This window comes from Serratia proteamaculans (assembly GCF_013337185.1).
Classification (GTDB): Bacteria; Pseudomonadota; Gammaproteobacteria; order Enterobacterales; family Enterobacteriaceae; genus Serratia; species Serratia proteamaculans_D.
This window is the reverse complement of record NZ_SWDE01000001.1, coordinates 1332167-1348781: the sequence shown is the minus strand read 5'-3', so window position 1 is coordinate 1348781 and position 16615 is coordinate 1332167. Positions and strand designations below refer to the sequence as shown.

The window sequence follows — 16615 nt, the reverse complement described above, 5'->3', positions numbered from 1 at the left end:
GCTCATCAGCAGACACCGAATCTGTCTCCTCTGTTCGCCGCCTGGAGTGAAGGGCATGACGTTTATCAATATCAGGGTAAAACGTGGAGTGAGTTATGTCGGAAAACAAAGCAAACCGTCAGGAGTCTGGGGGATTCAGCCGTCGCACGTTGGTGAAATCCAGCGGTATCGTCGGCCTGGCGCTGGCTGTTGGTGGCATAGCATTGCCATTTAGTCGCCGCGCGTTAGCGGAATCCATTAGTGAAAGTGTGCTGCAAGCCGCGCAGGACAAAGTGGTCTGGGGCGCCTGTTCGGTTAACTGTGGCAGTCGTTGCGCCTTGCGTTTACACGTCCGCGACGACGAAGTGTATTGGGTTGAAACCGATAACACCGGTTTGGATGAATACGGCGATCATCAGATAAGAGCCTGTTTACGCGGCCGCTCTATTCGTCGCCGCATGAACCATCCCGATCGTTTGAACTACCCAATGAAACGCGTCGGTAAACGTGGCGACGGCAAGTTCAAACGCATCAGTTGGGACGAGGCTTATGATGCCATCGCCAACAATCTGAAACGCATTGTCGAGCAATACGGCAACGAAGCGGTATATATCAATTACACCTCAGGCATTGTCGGCGGCAATATTACCCGCTCATCGCCGAATGCCTCACTGGTCGCCCGTCTGATGAATTGCTATGGCGGCTACCTCAGCCAATACGGTACCTATAGCACCGCGCAAATCGCCTGCGCCATGCCTTACACCTATGGCAGCAATGAAGGTAACAGCACGTCGGATATTGAAAACAGTAAACTGGTGGTGATGTTCGGTAACAACCCGGCCGAGACGCGAATGAGCGGGGGAGGCATTACCTATTATCTGGAGCAGGCGCGCGAACGTTCCAATGCGCGGATGATTGTTATCGACCCACGTTATACCGATACCGCCGCCGGGCGTGAAGATGAGTGGATCCCGATTCGCCCAGGCACCGATGCGGCATTGGTCGCCGGACTGGCACATGTGCTGATCAGCGAAAACCTGGTCGACCAGCCATTTCTGGATCGGTATTGCGTTGGCTACGACGAAAAAACCTTACCCGCCGACGCCCCGAAAAATGGCCACTACAAGGCTTACATCCTTGGGCTGGGTGAAGATGGCGTTGAAAAAACGCCGCAGTGGGCGGCGAAAATTACCGGTATTCCGGCAGAGCGAATTATCAAACTGGCGCGTGAAATCGGCAGCGCCAAGCCGGCCTATATCTGCCAGGGCTGGGGGCCGCAGCGGCAGGCCAATGGTGAACTGACCTCGCGGGCCATCGCCATGCTGCCGATTCTGACCGGCAATGTCGGCATTAATGGTGGCAACAGCGGCGCGCGTGAGTCGACTTATACCATTACCATTGAGCGGATGCCGGTATTGACCAACCCGGTCAAGGCGCAGATCTCCTGCTTTAGCTGGACCGATGCCATCGTGCGGGGTCCGGAGATGACCGCCAGGCGTGATGGGGTGCGTGGCCAGGATAAGCTGAATGTGCCGATCAAGTTCATCTGGAACTATGCCGGTAACACCATCACCAATCAGCACTCTGATATCAATAAAACCCACGATATTTTGCAGGATGATTCTCAATGCGAAATGATAGTGGTGCTGGAAAACTTTATGACCTCGTCGGCGAAATATGCCGATATTTTGTTGCCAGACCTGATGACGGTCGAACAGGAAGACATTATTCCCAACGACTATGCCGGGAACATGGGCTATCTGATCTTTATTCAACCGGCCACTGCCGCCAAGTTCGAACGCAAGGGCATTTATGAAGTGCTGAGTGAAGTGGCGCGCCGTTTAGGGCCAGAGGTATATCAGAAATTCACCGAAGGGCGCACCCAGGCGCAATGGCTGCAGCATTTATACGCCAAAATGCAGGCGAGGGATCCGCTGCTGCCGGGCTATGAAGAGTTGCGCAGCATGGGCGTTTACAAGCGCAAAGATCCCAATGGTCATTTCGTGGCTTATCAAAAGTTCCGCGAGGATCCTGTAGCCAATCCATTAAAAACGCCCTCCGGCAAGATAGAAATCTATTCCGGCAGGCTGGCCGAGATCGCCAGCGACTGGCAGTTGGAGAAAGACGAAACCATCAGCCCGTTACCGGTTTATGCCTCGACCTTTGAAGGTTGGGACGATCCGCTGCGTAAAACCTATCCGCTGCAAATGTTTGGTTTCCACTACAAGGCTCGCACCCACTCCTCGTACGGCAATATCGATGTTCTGCAGGCGGCTTGCCGTCAGGAAGTGTGGATCAATCCATTGGATGCTCACTCTCGGGGGATCATCGCCGGCGACAAAGTGCGGGTGTTCAACGGCCGTGGTGAAGTCCGTGTCGAAGCCAGGGTGACGCCGCGCATCATGCCGGGTGTGGTGGCTATGGGTCAGGGAGCCTGGCATCAGGCGGATATGAGCGGCGATCGGGTCGATCACGGCGCCTGCATGAATACCCTGACCACCCACCGGCCTTCGCCGTTGGCCAAGGGGAATCCGCAGCATACCAATCTGATCCAAATCGAAAAGGTATAAGGGGTAGCCAATGACTCAGCAATATGGATTCTTTATCGATTCAAGTCGTTGCACTGGCTGCAAAACCTGCGAACTGGCCTGCAAAGACTATAAAAACCTGACGCCGGACGTCAGCTTCCGCCGCGTCTATGAATATGCCGGAGGGGACTGGCAACAGGATGGCGAAGGCTGGCAACAAAACGTGTTTGCCTATTACTTGTCGATCGCCTGCAACCATTGTGAAGATCCGGCCTGTACCAAAGTGTGCCCGACCGGCGCGATGCATAAGCGGGAAGACGGCTTTGTGGTAGTGAATGAAGAGGTGTGCATCGGTTGTCGCTATTGCCACATGGCCTGCCCGTACGGTGCGCCGCAATACAATGCGGCCAAAGGGAACATGACCAAATGCGATGGTTGCCATGAACGGGTGGCGGAGGGCAACAAGCCCATTTGCGTAGAGTCCTGCCCGCTACGGGCACTGGACTTTGGCCCCATCGAACAATTACGGCAACAGCATGGCACCCTGGCGCAGGTGGCTCCGCTGCCGGCGGCGCATTTTACCCGGCCCAGCATAGTGCTGAAACCCAATGCCAATAGCCGGCCATGTGGCGATACCACGGGCTATTTGGCCAATCCGAAGGAGGTTTAATATGGGCATGGGATGGCATGAATGGCCGCTGATGCTGTTTACCGTATTGGGGCAGTCAGTGGTGGGAGCGACCTGCGTCATGGCGGGGGCGCTGATCGGTGGCAATCTGAATGAGCAGCAGGGCCGGGCGGTTCATCGCTCAATGTTCTTTTTGTGGTTGCTGATGGGCATCGCTTTTATTGCTTCTACGCTGCACCTGGGGTCACCGTTACGGGCGTTCAACTCGTTAAACCGCGTTGGCGCTTCGGCGTTGAGCAATGAAATTGCCAGTGGCGCGTTGTTCTTTGCCGTCGGGGGGTTTTATTGGCTGCTGGCGATACTGGGCAGAATGCCACCGGCGTTGGGTAAAGTGTGGCCGTGGGTGACCATGGTGCTGGGCGTGGTCTTTGTTTACGCCATGACGCGGGTGTATCAAATCGATACTGTGCCAACCTGGCATAACGGTTACACTACGCTGAACTTTTTCCTGACGACGCTGATCGGCGGGCCGTTGCTGGGCGTTTTATTGCTGCGTGCGGCTGGATTAGCGGTATCAGCCCGCTATTCACTGGCTATTCTTAGCGTGGTGGCTCTGTTGGCCAGCCTGTGCGCAGTGATGATGCAAGGCTATGAGTTGGCCAGTATCAATAGCTCGGTACAGCAGGCCTCCACGCTGATCCCGCAATACGGCCAGCTAATGGTTGGGCGGCTGGTGTTGGTGGTGTCAGGTTTAGGCTGTTGGATTTGCCCACTGTTGCGCCGGGGTAACGCGAGCGTAATGGGGATGGGTTTAGGTTTGATTTTGGTTATCGCCGGTGAGTTGGTAGGCCGTGGTGTGTTCTACGGCCTGCATATGACCGTTGGCATGGCGGTAGCCGGTTAATATTGTAGTCAGGCACAGTTCGCTGTGCCCTTAACAGGATCCTTGATTTATGACGCTTGAAAATATCGCTTTAACGGGCCGGGTGCTGGGTGTGTTGTTGTATGCACCGCCAGAAAGTGAAGACGGTCAACAGCTGTTGGCAACCTTGTCTGAATCTGAGTGGGTCAAAGAGTGGCCGTATGGCGACGCCGAGCAGCTGCAGACGGCGGCAGCGCTGATCGCCACCGGCATTGAAGATGAACAGGAAGAGTCGTTGGCAGAGGCTTACCAACGTCTGTTTGTCGGGCCTGACACCTTACCGGCTCCATTATGGGGTTCGGTGTATCTGGACAAAGAGAACGTGCTGTTTGGCAATTCCACTTTGCGCCTGCGCAGGTGGTTGCGTTCCAATGGTATCGACGCGCAACACGATCGCAATGAGCCGGAAGATCACATCGGTACCTTGTTGATGATGGTGGCATGGTTAGCCGAAGAGCGTCAGGGTGGGTTGGTGGAGCAATTGCTGACCAAACATTTGCTGCCTTGGGCACCGCGCTATCTGGAACTGCTGCAGGCGAATGCGCAACATCCTTTCTATCAGGGGCTGGCGCAATTGGCGCAGATCACTCTGAGCGCCTGGGCTGCCGAATGCTCTGCCGAAGTTGAAACTTTAGAGCTGCATTTCTGATACCAAGGAACGGCCGCCAAAGCAGGCGGCCGTTCCTGGTTGACCCTCCGCATGAACTCATAAAAGGGCTGGTTATCGCCAGTGCTTCCCCCCTCTGTCACATCAATCCCTTTCTCTAATGTTTAACTTTAATGAATTATTAAAGCAATCTTAACATTCCATTGACATGCTTTATCGATGGGTGTAGTTTTTTTTGCGGATTATATGAGTAAAAGCTTCTTGGTATCGTTCTTAAGCTTTGCTGTACAAGGATTGTAAAATCACCTTAGTGGTTTTTTAATGCGCAGGTTACACATTATGATTGGCAATTTTAAAAATATTTTTATCGCTATTCTTAGCGGTTTTTTTCTTACCTTAATGTTTCAAGCCAACAGCGCTCTGTCTGAACAAACCTCTTCTGTCGTCGCCTCGTGGGTGGCTCACGGTATTGGTATGTTGAGTTCATTGTTGCTTATTTTGTTATTTGTTAAAAAAAATCCTCAGGAATCGAATAATAAACCACAGAAACGATCCTGGTGGCTCTATCTTGGGGGCATTCCCGGAGCCTTTACCGTTATTTTGGCGACGATGGCAATTAACGGTGGCATCCCTCTCTCCAGCACAATTTCTCTTGGTTTGGTTGGGCAATTATTATTCGGTTTTGTCTCAGATCACTTTGGTTTATTTGGCTCACAAAAACGAAAAATGACACGAAGTAGCCTTTATATCTCTGCTCTGATTATTTCCGGCTGTTTTCTTATTATCTATAGCCTTTAGGGAGCGATGACGTGGATACGCTTATTTTTATTGCCCTGTTAAACGGGATGATTATTAGCTCGGCCAGGGTGATTAATGGCCAGCTGAGCGCCTCTATTGGCGCCTTCCGCACCTCCTTATGGAATCACTCGGTGGGTTTCTTATTTCTGACCCTGCTGGTGGCGGCGTTTTACTGGCAACAGCTGGGGCAGTTTCATTGGGCGCAGGTTCCGGCATACGCCTGGGTTGGTGGCGGGTGTGGCGCACTGTTCGTGGCAACCAGCAGCTACGTGTTCCCCAAAATGGGGGCGCTGAATACTTCGGTATTAATTATTGGCGGTCAGATGTTCTCGGCCGTGCTGTTTGATGTGATTAATCAAGGTGGGCGCAGTCATCTCATTCAGCTATTGGGAGTGGCGCTGATCACCATTGGGATCATCCTATCGACACTCGAGAAATATCATCATGATAAATGAACTGTTAGATGATCAGCGGTACGACATAGAGTTTAACGGGCATCTCTCCAATCATGTTAAACATGCCGTTATCGCCTTGGCTGGGTTGGGCGTGCCGGAGGAACGTATCCTTTGGTATTACCGCCGCTATGCCGCCATGACGCCTTACGGCATGGGGTTGGAACCGCCAAGAAAAGCCAGGTATCAGATTGATGACGCAAACTGGCGTAGCCTGCTGGGCAAGCGCAGCAGCTTCAGTGCCTATTGCGACTTTTTCCGGCAGCAGATTCGTGAGCAGGGACGTGAACAGGTGCTTGCCAGCTACCTGCCGGAGCTGATCGACGGTTGGGTGGGCTCGTTGACGCACGGCACCATTCATCTGGGCTGGGCATTGCTGGCCGAGCATGAAGGAATGATCGTCGAAGGCCTGGCCTATATGGCCTATTCGTACGTTCCCTGCCATCACCGGCGCTCCCGCTACGACCCGCATCTTGGGGAGCCAACGGCCTTCGACTCGGTGCTACGTTTGGCGAACTGCTGGCAGCAACGGCGGGAAGAGATGTTGGCCTGGCAGAGCGCAGTGATTGAAACGCCGGCTGAGGAAATCACCGCGCGTATCCATCCTGAATTACAGCGCTCCGGTCTGCAATATCGTATTGCCTGTGTGTTGCATCAGGGGCATGAGGAAATTTATCGCCAGCCGGAGTGGCTGACGCAGCAAAGCCTTGAGCTGGCCTGGGCGCAGCTCTATCAGACGGTCACATTAATCTACCTGACCACTCCGGGGAATTTTCTGCTGCTGCACTTGTTGACGTCATTGTTGGCCATGGAACAAATCGCCGGGCATTTACCTGAGCAAGAGGCGCGCGAGGTGCTTTGCAGCTACTGGGTCGGGATGCAGTGCATGTTGTTTGCTACCGATAGTTTGGCTCACCCCGATAAGTTACAATCTCTCCAGCATCTTTATGCCGATGAATACGACGATATCCGCGATCCGCTATGGGAACGCGAGTGGCGGCAGCTCACCGCGCGAGCCGTGGAGGAGGAAGAGGAGCATAACCCAAAACTGGTTTATGTGATGAAACTGCTGTGGTTGCGTACCAAATGCACCTTGTATCGCGCCACCGCACATCAGTTCACCACAACTCCCCAATTGCCGCCGTCGTTTGAACATGCACCTAATCTGGAGTGAGAGGTCAACAGAGTGAATAACAATCCTGCTGCAAAGTTCATTGATAAATTAGGCTGGGTTTATATCCAGGATAAAAAAGTCCTGATGGCTCGTTCGTATAACAAGACGACGTTTTATATTCCCGGCGGCAAACGGGAAACAGGAGAGAACGATCGAGAAGCTCTGACCCGAGAAATTAAAGAAGAACTTTCCGTCGATTTAATTAATGACAGTATTATTTCACTGGGCGAATTCCATGGGCAGGCTGACGGTAAACCTGCAGGCGTGATGGTGAAGATACATTGTTTTTCTGCCGACTTTAGTGGCGAAGTAAAAGCCAGTGCCGAAATAGAAGAAATATCCTGGTTGAACCATGCGGACAGCCATCGTTGTTCTGCCGTTGCAGCAAAAGTATTGAACGAGCTAAAGGAAATGCATCTTATCGACTAATTATTACCTGTTGATATTGATAAGTTACAGACTGACTTTTATTTTTAATCGATATAAGCCTTCCTTTCACCCAACCCGGTGAAGGGCGGTGCTTATGTATCTATTACTCTGTTAAAAGAACAAGGTTATGAAACTTTCTAATATTCATCTTCTGGCCCCAAATCATTATCTTACTTATTTGCACACTCAAATCCGTAATAAACAGGCGGAGCATGCCTGCTTTGAATATTATAGCGATCAACTGCTGCGCCAACTGTTGGTACAGGCCGCCGCATTACTGCCGTATGAAAAACATGAGGTGATTACGCCCATTGGCGAAACCTACACGGGGCTAAAACTTGCCCGAGGTATTTGCGGTGTTTCGGTGATCCGCGCCGGGGAAAGTTTTGAGGGCGAGTACCGCAGAATGTTTAGCGGCCAGCCGATAGGTAAAATACTCATTCAACGCAATCCGCAAAGCAAGCTGCCAAAATATTTCTACTCTCATTTCCCCGACGATATTGCCGAACGCGCCGTGTTGCTATTTGAACCTATGCTGGCCACGGGCGGTTCGCTGATCATGGCAATCGAAACGCTGTTGGAGCAAGGCGTGCCGGTGGAAAATATCTATGTTGTTAATGTATTGGCATCGCCGGTAGGGGTCGATCGTTTGTTTACCCGCTTCCCGGCCATCCAACTGGTGACGTCGTCCATTGAACAGGGACTCTCGGAACAGGCCTTTATGAAACCGGGGATCGGCGACTTCGGTGACCGCTATTTTGGTACCCGTCACGGGTAATTAAATTCTACAAAGGAAAAAACATGCCGCACGTGAAAATTCAGCACTTTCCGCAGGTACTTTCCCAAAGCGCCAAGAATGCATTGGCAGAGGAGATCACGCGGGTTATTACGCAAGCATTACAGTGCGATGCCGGCGTCGTTTCCATTGCAATAGAGCAGGTGTCTGCCGATGACTGGCAGACGCAGGTTTATCGCCCGGAAATAGAAAATAAAAAAGACTGCTTAATTAAAGTCCCTAATTACTGACCCTCAAGAAGGTGACAACGATGAAACCTGAACTCCGGGTCATTATGTTTGACCTTGACGGCACCCTGTTTGATACGGCGAGAGCGATAGTGTCCGCCTTTCGTGCCACCTTTCAACAACTGCAATTACCCCAGCCGGTAGACGATGAACTGATCCGTGAAACGATAGGCCTGCCGTTGGAGCGTGCCTTTGCCCAATTGCTCTCTCAGGAGGCTGATGGACGGGCAGTAACTGACTGTGTGGCGGAGTATCAACGGCAGTTTCAGACGCTGATTTTACCGATGGCGGCATCGCTGTTATTTCCTGGCGTCGCCGCGGGCCTGCAACAGTTGAAAGGAGCGGGTTTTCATCTGGCGGTGACCACCAATAAGTTCGCACGCAGTGCAAATTCGCTATTGGCGGCGGCGGGCATTGCCCCGTTGTTTGATGTGGTGGTTTGCGCCGACCAGGTAACGGAGAAAAAACCGGCGCCGGAGTCTGGCAACAAAATCCTGGAGCACTATCAGGTCAGGGCGGAGGAAGCGGTGATGGTGGGGGATACTACGCACGACATATTGATGGCTCACCAGGTTGGCTGCCCGGTGATCGCGGTAGATTATGGTATCCAAAATCGGCAGGTACTGGCCGCGGCCGAGCCCAGCATTATTGTAAGCTCTTTTGCCGCCGTGGTTGACTGGTGCCGTCACAGAGACGCTAGTCGCGTAGCAGGCTAGCAACAGCATAAGAATTACTGGTTATTCAGGGCCGCAGACAGCGCTATTTCTTAATGGTGAAAGTTTAGGGGCGATAAATATCGTCATGCTTACACTGATAACGCAATTAGCGCCATGACAAATAAATAGATCCAAAGGATATGGGCAAAAGTCGCTCAGGCTCCTGCCTGCGAAAAAAATGACGTCAGTTGTCATCTGCCAACTGGCAACTATTAACTCTGAAAGAGGGTGAGTGCCGAAAAGCTGTATGGATAACGACAGTAATGACAACGACAGATATACCCTGATGGGATAAGGTCGGGCATTTCCCCATAATGGGAAGTGTTGCTAAAGCACGTCGTCATTACAACCCTACCGGGATCCTTGCAAATGTGAGGCGTTCATAGAGTAAAAATGGATATTTCGGCGGGACTATTTGCACAGTTGGCTCAACACTACAGCCGACAACCCGAAGCCATTGCGGTGCAGGACGCGGACGGCGTACTGAATTATCGCGACTTCTGCCACCATGTTTTCAGTATTTCTTCCTGTTTGCGGCAGCGGGTTAGGACAGACAGCGTTTGTATCGGTTTATTCTGCGAGCCTTCTACTACTCTGGTCAGCGGCGCCTGGGGGATTTTGGCCAGCGGCTATGCTTATTTACCTTTGGCGCCAGAATATCCCGATGAGCGGCTGCGTTATATGATTGCCGACTCAGCGGTAAAAGTTATTTTTTGCCAATATCATCTCAAAGAAAAATTGCAAACGCTGATCGGGCCTGATGTCACGGTTATTACCGACAATGATATTCCTTATCTTTCTAATTTGCCCGAAGCGGCTTTTGACATTGCTGATGCCAGCGATACCGCGCGGCTGGCCTATGTCATTTACACCTCAGGCAGTTCGGGCAAACCGAAAGGCGTAATGGTCAGTTACCCTAATATTTCCCGTCATATGCATTACCTGACCGGTCGTTTTGCTTTTGGTGCACACAGCAAAATTTTGCAGAAAACGCCCATGAGTTTTGATGCCGCGCAGTGGGAGATCCTGGCACCGGCGATGGGATGTTCGCTGGTGATGGCCCCGAAGGATTGCTACCGCGATCCGGATATGATGGTGATGACCTTGCTGCATCATCAAATCACCAGCCTGCAATGCGTCCCGACGCTGCTGCAGGCGCTGGTCGAGCAGCCGCTGTTACAGGATTGCCAGGCGTTAACGCAGGTCTTTTGTGGCGGTGAGATATTGACTCGCAACCTGGCGCGGCAGTTCTTTCAGTGTCTGCCGCAGGCCAGCCTGGTCAACCTGTATGGTCCAACGGAATGCACCATCAATGCCTCGGTGCATGAGGTTGAGAAAGATGGGCTGGCACAGTCGCCGGACGCCGTTTCGATAGGCCAACCGGTGGATGATACCCAGTTTTATGTGCTTGATGCGCACCGTCAGCCGGTGGCCGAGGGTGAAAAAGGCGAGTTGTACATTTCCGGCGTGCAGGTGGCCAATGGCTATTTGCAGCGTCCCGAGTTGACGGCTGAACGATTTCTGACGAATCCATTTACCACTGCGGCAGAACATGCGCGTATGTATCGCACCGGCGATGTGGTTTACCGGGATAGCCTCGGCAGCTATCACTTTTCCGGCCGGGCAGATAACCAGATTAAGCTGCGCGGTTACCGTATCGAACTCGATGAAATTCGCCTGGCCATTGAGCGTCACCTCTGGGTGAAAAGGGCGGCGGTGATGGTCAATGAGGATGAGCGAACCCATTATCAAAACCTGATCGCCTGCGTCGAGTTGGACTCGCAGCATGCGGTGTTGATGGATCAGGGGGTTCACGGTGAGCATCATCAGTCCAAGGCCAGCAGGCAACAGGTCAAGGCGCAGCTGTCCAATGCGGGGTGCCGCAGCGAGGACGAGTGCCGGGCATTGCCCGCGATCGCGCTTGCCGGTGCACAGGCTACCGCTCAGCAAAGCTATCGGGCTTTCAGCCGCAAGAGTTACCGTTTCTTTGAAGGGACGACGCGGGTCACCGAGGCGCAATTATTGTCAATCCTGGGGCGTAGCCCGCGCGCCGTATTAGCGAGTGAGCTGCAGGCGCTGTCGGCGGAGGATTTTGGCGCGCTGCTGCGTAACTTTGGCCAGTTCGCCAGTGAAAAACGTTTGTTGCCCAAATACGCCTACGCATCACCGGGGGCGCTGTATTCGGTTCAGATGTACCTCGAACTTCACCGCATGTTTGGCTGGCCGGCGGGGATCTATTATTACCACCCCGTAAACCACCGTCTGTACCGCATAGGCGAACTGCAGGAACAGGCAACGGCGAGCCTGAAAATCCACTTTATCGGCAAACGCGCGGCTATCGATCAGGTTTATCAGAACAATATTCAAGAAGTTTTGGAGATGGAGGCGGGTCATATGTTGGGGCTGTTCGATGAACTGCTGCCGGAATATGGCTTGCAGGTCATCACCGGTGCCAAACCGGAGGCATTGCCGCAGTGGTATGACGGAGCCGCAACTGACTATTATTTTGGTGATTATCGCCTTCAGCCAGCCAATAGGGAGGCCGTTGTCGAGCATGCAGAATTTTTTGTCCAGGTGCATGCGCAGGGCGTCGCCGATATGTCTGCTGGGCTGTACCACTATCGCCAGGGATCGCTGCATTTTATGGATGAGGAGATCCTGGCACGCCATCACGTTATCGCCATCAATCAGCAGGTCTATCAGCGTGCGGGCTTTGGCATCATGCTGGTAAACAACCATGCCGATGCTCAGGGGCATTACATTATGCTGGGGCGTGCGCTGCATCGCCTGCAGGCCAATCCGTTGGGGCTGGGGATGATGTCGGCCGGCTATAGCTCGAAAAGCGGGCACGACTTGCCTGCCGCAAAGGCGATGCGGGCGCTGTTGACCCGCCACGGGTTACCGATGCAGAGCTGTTATTTCTGTATCGGCGGCCCGCTCAGCCCGTCGCAGCTGAGTCATGACGGCATGGATGAGGACCGGGTGCATATGCAAGGGCCAACTGAAATGCTGAAAGCCGATCTAGCCGCGCAGTTGCCACAATACATGATCCCCAACCGTGTGCTGGTCATGGACAAGCTGCCGCTGATGGCCAACGGTAAGGTCGACCAACAAACGCTTAATCGTCTGTATGCTTGCCAACTGAATACCGAAAAGCCGCTGTTGGCTCCAGAGGGCGAATTGCAACAGCGCTTGGCCGAAATCTGGTGCCGGGTCATGAAGTGGGAAAGGGTCTCTGCGGACGATGATTTCTTTGAAAGCGGGGGGAACTCACTCACCGCAGTGATGTTTATCAACCAGGTAAACAAAGCGCTCGATATTAAATTGCCGATGCAGATCCTGTTCCAAACGCCAAGCATCGTTGCTTTGGCCGACTGGATAGAACGCAATGCCTATCTCGCGCCACAGCTGTCGCGCCTGGTGCCCTTTAATCGACAGCAGGCGCCGGCGATTTTTTGCTGGCCAGGACTGGGAGGCTACCCGCTGAGTCTGAAAGCGCTGGGAGAGAGCCTGAGCCAGGCGCGTGGCTTTTATGGCGTGCAAGCACTGGGCATTAACGAAGGGGAACTGCCACTGGAGTCCATCCAGCAGATGGCGGCGGCCGATATCGTGCAAATCCGACGCTTGCAGCCCCACGGGCCCTATACCTTGTGGGGATACTCGTTCGGCGCACGCGTAGCTTTCGAAGCTGCCTACCAGTTGGAGGCTGAAGGCCAGGAAGTGGAGGCGCTGTATCTGATTGCTCCCGGCTCGCCAAAAACGCAATTTGACCGAGAGCAAGAGGGTAACCAACAGGTCAGTTTTACCAACCCGGTGTTTGTGGCGATTTTATTTTCCGTTTTTGCCCGCCAGGTGGAGGGGCCCTTGCTTGAGCGCTGTCTGGCAGAGTGCCGTGAAGAGGGGGACTTTGTGCGTTTTATTTGCCGCTGTTTCCCACAGCTTCAGGTGGAGCTGGTGGAGCGGATCATTGAGATCGTCAAGCAAACCTATGCCTTCGGCTATAACTTCGATGAATTGCAGCAACGCCAGGTTCGGGCGCCGATAACCGTCATTAAAGCGGCCGGCGACCATTATTCCCAACTTGAAAACTCACCGGCTCTGCAGGTTAATCCGCCACGGGTGATCCAACTGGCGGTCGACCATTACCAATTGCTGCAGCCTGAAGGTGTCGCGCAACTGCAAGCGGCGCTGTTTCCCTCTGTTTCCGTCAATATGATAAGTGAGTCATGATGCACGCTAATTTACTGCCTTTAGTTATTCATCCTGAAGTGAAGGCCGCTCTGGAAAGCCACCGCGCGGTGGTTGCGCTGGAATCAAACGTCATTACCCACGGGCTGAACTATCCTGCCAATGTGGAGACGGCGCTGGCGGTGGAAGCGGCAGTACGCCGCAGCGGCGCGGTTCCTGCGACCATTGGCATTTGCGATGGCGAAATTTTGGTGGGAATGAATCGCGAGCAGATCGAACGTTTCGCTACCACGCCCGGCATCGCGAAAGTATCCAGCAACAATTTGCCTTTTGTGTTGGCGCAAAAAGGCATGGGGGCCACCACGGTGGCGTCGTCGCTGATGCTGGCCGAACTGGCCGGCATTCGTTTCTTTGCCTCTGCGGGTATTGGCGGCGTGCATCGCGGAGGAGAGGACAGCATGGATATCTCTTCCGATTTGATCCAATTTACCCGCACTAACGTGACCGTGGTGTGCGCAGGTGCCAAAAATATCCTCGATATCGGGCGTACGCTGGAGTTTCTGGAAACCCAGTGCGTTCCCGTGGTGACCTATCAGGCGGACGATTTCCCGGCCTTCTATTGCTGCAGTAGCGGTTATCGCAGTCCGCAACGGCTAGACAGCCTGGAGGAGATTGCCCAGGCGATTGATATTAACCGCGCATTACCGGGCAGTGCGGCGATGGTGGTGGCAGCCCCGACCAAACCGGAGGATGCGATTGACAGCCGTGACGTTCAGGCAGCGATCCAGGCCGCCATCGAGGACGCGGCCGCCGAAAGCGTGACTGGCAGCCAGGTAACCAAATTCATTATGAAAGCGGTCGAGCAGGCAACCCAGGGGCGTTCGGCCATGGCCAATGCGGCAGTATTGGTGAATACCGCCGAAATTGCGGGCCAGTTGGCGATGGTTTATCACCGGTCGCGTTAAGAAAGTTTGGCGTCGTCTATAAGGAAGGGGGCGACGCCGAAACCTCATTGATGCACAGCGTTAAGCGGTCATTGAGAGCGCGTTTCCTGAAGAAGTTACTCTGCGCCAGGGTGACAAAAAACAAATCGTGCGATCCACTGATAAGAGCTGATTGACTTTTTTATCGCCAGTGGCATGATGCGCGCACTCTCATTGCGCGTTCGGTTTCAATCTCACTATGTCCGCATATTCCCGCCCAGTGCTCCTGCTGCTCTGTGGCCTGTTGTTGCTCACGGTTTCTATTGCCGTATTGAATACGTTAGTTCCTCTTTGGTTAACCCATGCACAGTTGTCAACCGGACAGGTGGGAATGGTAAGTTCCTCTTACTTTACCGGCAATCTGCTCGGCACGCTGATGGCGGGTAAACTGATCCAGCGCATTGGCTTTACCCGCAGCTATCATCTTGCCTGCGTGGTATTTGCCGTGGCGACCGCCGGCATGGCGTTGTCACTCGATTTCTGGAGTTGGATGGGCTGGCGTTTCTTTGCCGGTATCGGCTGCGCCTGGATTTGGGTGATTGTTGAGAGCGCCTTATTGCGCAGCGGAAACCTTTCCAACCGTGGCCAACTGCTGGCGGCCTATATGATGGTTTACTACCTGGGAACGGTGGTCGGCCAACTGTTGCTGAGTATGGTGTCTACCGAACTGTTGAACGTAGTGCCCTGGGTGACGGCCATTGTGCTCAGCGCCATATTGCCGATGTTGTTTGCCCGGGTTAACAGCCAGCACGATGAACCTCAACAGGCCGCTGTTTGGCCGATGTTGAAACGCCGTAGCGCGCGGTTGGGCATCAATGGCTGTATTATCTCCGGGATTGTTCTCGGCTCGTTGTATGGCCTGATGCCGTTGTATTTATCTCATCAGGGGATGAGCGACGCCAACGTCGGTTACTGGATGGCATTACTGGTCAGTTCAGGCATTGTCGGGCAGTGGCCGGTAGGGCGTCTGGCTGACCGCTATGGGCGCCTGCTGGTGCTGCGTATTCAGGTATTTGTGGTGATCCTCGCCAGCGTGGCGATGCTCAGTCACTCCGCCATGGCACCGGCGCTATTCATTCTCGGCTGTGCCGGGTTTACCCTGTATCCGGTCGCGATGTCCTGGGCCTGTGAGAAGGCGATGCCGCATGAGCTGGTGGCGATGAATCAGGCACTGTTGATGAGCTACACCATTGGCAGCCTGCTCGGCCCGTCGATGACGGCGCTGCTGATGCAAAATTATTCCGACCAATCGCTGTTTGTGATGATTGCCGCCGTAGCACTGGTCTATCTGATGATGCTGCTGAAAAAGCCGGACCCTCAACACACCCCGTTTGCTGCCGCCTGAGCATAAAAAACCCGGCCATAGCGCGCCGGGTTTTTTGTTGTAGCCAAGGCCTCAGTACATCACTTTATGGCCGTAGCTTTCCAGAATGCCTTTGACGCGCTCCATGGTTTCCGCTTTCGGTGGATGGACGCCGTCCAGCTTGTACTCTTCCCCCATCGCTACCCACTTATGCTTGCCCAGTTCGTGGTAAGGCAGCAGTTCGATTTTCTCGATGTTGGTCATGTCCTTGGTGAACTCACCCAGCAGGTGCGTCGACTTGTCATCATCTGACCAACCCGGCACCACGACGTAACGGATCCAGGTGCGCTGATTGCGCTTCGCCAGATAGCGGGCAAATTCCAGCGTGCGGTGGTTGGAAACGCCGACCAGATTTTGGTGAATATCGTCGTTCATCTGTTTGAGATCCAGCATCACCAGATCGGTGGCATCCAGCAGTTCGTCGATTACCGGATCGTAACGGCGGACAAAACCATTGGTGTCCAGACAGGTGTTGATCCCTTCTTCGTGGCAGGCGCGGAACCAGTCGCGGACGAATTCAGCCTGCAAAATCGCTTCGCCGCCGGAAGCGGTAACGCCGCCGCCGGAAGCATTCATAAAGTGGCGATAAGAGACGGCGTCTTTCATCAGCTCTTCCACGGTGACTTCTTTCCCGCCGTGGGTATCCCAGGTATCACGGTTGTGGCAATACAGGCAGCGCATCAGGCAGCCCTGGAAGAAAACGATAAAGCGGATCCCTGGGCCGTCTACGGTGCCACAGGATTCGAAGGAGTGGATGCGACCTTTCACTGACATTGCGGGGTTTTCTCCAATATTGACTGTCAAACGCAGTCTAAAAGTAGGCTT

General features: G+C 53.6%; 15 protein-coding genes. 14 read left to right on the top strand and 1 reads right to left on the bottom strand.

What is annotated here, in order from left to right:
• Positions 1–95: 95 nt before the first annotated feature.
• The 14 genes from ynfE to FCL49_RS06250 all read left to right on the top strand — a co-directional run bounded on the left by ynfE (position 96) and on the right by FCL49_RS06250 (position 15772).
• The gene (gene ynfE, locus FCL49_RS06315) at positions 96–2549 is read left to right on the top strand and encodes a selenate/tellurate reductase subunit YnfE (RefSeq protein WP_174352853.1); all 2454 of its coding nucleotides are present in this window, start codon (positions 96–98) and stop codon (positions 2547–2549) included.
• A gap of 10 nt (positions 2550–2559) precedes the next feature.
• Positions 2560–3177, top strand: a complete 618-nt coding sequence (locus FCL49_RS06310) for a DMSO/selenate family reductase complex B subunit (protein WP_174352852.1) — start codon at positions 2560–2562, stop codon at positions 3175–3177.
• 1 nt (position 3178) lies between these two features.
• On the top strand, positions 3179–4039 hold the full coding sequence (locus FCL49_RS06305; RefSeq protein WP_174352851.1) for a DmsC/YnfH family molybdoenzyme membrane anchor subunit: 861 nt from the start codon (positions 3179–3181) through the stop codon (positions 4037–4039).
• A 49-nt stretch (positions 4040–4088) separates the two neighbouring features.
• On the top strand, positions 4089–4706 hold the full coding sequence (gene dmsD / locus FCL49_RS06300) for a Tat proofreading chaperone DmsD (protein WP_135315914.1): 618 nt from the start codon (positions 4089–4091) through the stop codon (positions 4704–4706).
• A 297-nt stretch (positions 4707–5003) separates the two neighbouring features.
• Positions 5004–5462 (top strand): DMT family transporter, encoded by a 459-nt coding sequence (locus FCL49_RS06295; RefSeq protein ID WP_012006121.1) that lies wholly within the window; start codon positions 5004–5006, stop codon positions 5460–5462.
• Positions 5463–5473: 11 nt separating this feature from the next.
• Positions 5474–5917 carry a DMT family transporter gene (locus tag FCL49_RS06290; protein ID WP_012006122.1) on the top strand — a complete coding sequence of 148 codons (444 nt, stop codon included), beginning with the start codon at positions 5474–5476 and terminating at the stop codon, positions 5915–5917.
• On the top strand, positions 5907–7088 hold the full coding sequence (locus FCL49_RS06285) for a questin oxidase family protein (RefSeq protein WP_174352850.1): 1182 nt from the start codon (positions 5907–5909) through the stop codon (positions 7086–7088). The genes FCL49_RS06290 and FCL49_RS06285 overlap by 11 nt, the downstream gene beginning before the upstream one ends.
• A 12-nt stretch (positions 7089–7100) precedes the next feature.
• Complete coding sequence (locus FCL49_RS06280) at positions 7101–7517, top strand: NUDIX hydrolase (RefSeq protein WP_174352849.1); 417 nt, start codon at positions 7101–7103, stop codon at positions 7515–7517.
• 127 nt (positions 7518–7644) lie between these two features.
• Positions 7645–8295 (top strand): uracil phosphoribosyltransferase, encoded by a 651-nt coding sequence (upp, locus tag FCL49_RS06275; RefSeq protein WP_174352848.1) that lies wholly within the window; start codon positions 7645–7647, stop codon positions 8293–8295.
• Between the two features lie 23 nt (positions 8296–8318).
• A complete protein-coding gene (pptA, locus tag FCL49_RS06270; protein WP_174352847.1) occupies positions 8319–8543 on the top strand; it encodes a tautomerase PptA in 225 nt (74 codons plus the stop codon).
• A 20-nt stretch (positions 8544–8563) separates the two neighbouring features.
• Complete coding sequence (locus tag FCL49_RS06265) at positions 8564–9256, top strand: HAD family hydrolase (protein ID WP_174352846.1); 693 nt, start codon at positions 8564–8566, stop codon at positions 9254–9256.
• 393 nt (positions 9257–9649) lie between these two features.
• Positions 9650–13486, top strand: coding sequence for an amino acid adenylation domain-containing protein (locus FCL49_RS06260; RefSeq protein WP_174352845.1), 3837 nt, complete (start codon positions 9650–9652; stop codon positions 13484–13486).
• Positions 13483–14409, top strand: a complete 927-nt coding sequence (locus FCL49_RS06255) for a pseudouridine-5'-phosphate glycosidase (RefSeq protein WP_174352844.1) — start codon at positions 13483–13485, stop codon at positions 14407–14409. Before FCL49_RS06260 ends, FCL49_RS06255 begins: the two co-directional genes overlap by 4 nt.
• A 217-nt stretch (positions 14410–14626) precedes the next feature.
• A complete protein-coding gene (locus FCL49_RS06250; protein WP_174352843.1) occupies positions 14627–15772 on the top strand; it encodes an MFS transporter in 1146 nt (381 codons plus the stop codon).
• Between the two features lie 51 nt (positions 15773–15823).
• On the opposite strand, the gene pflA is transcribed toward FCL49_RS06250, so the two are convergent.
• Complete coding sequence (gene pflA / locus FCL49_RS06245; protein WP_174352842.1) at positions 15824–16564, bottom strand: pyruvate formate lyase 1-activating protein; 741 nt, start codon at positions 16562–16564, stop codon at positions 15824–15826.
• Positions 16565–16615: the final 51 nt, after the last annotated feature.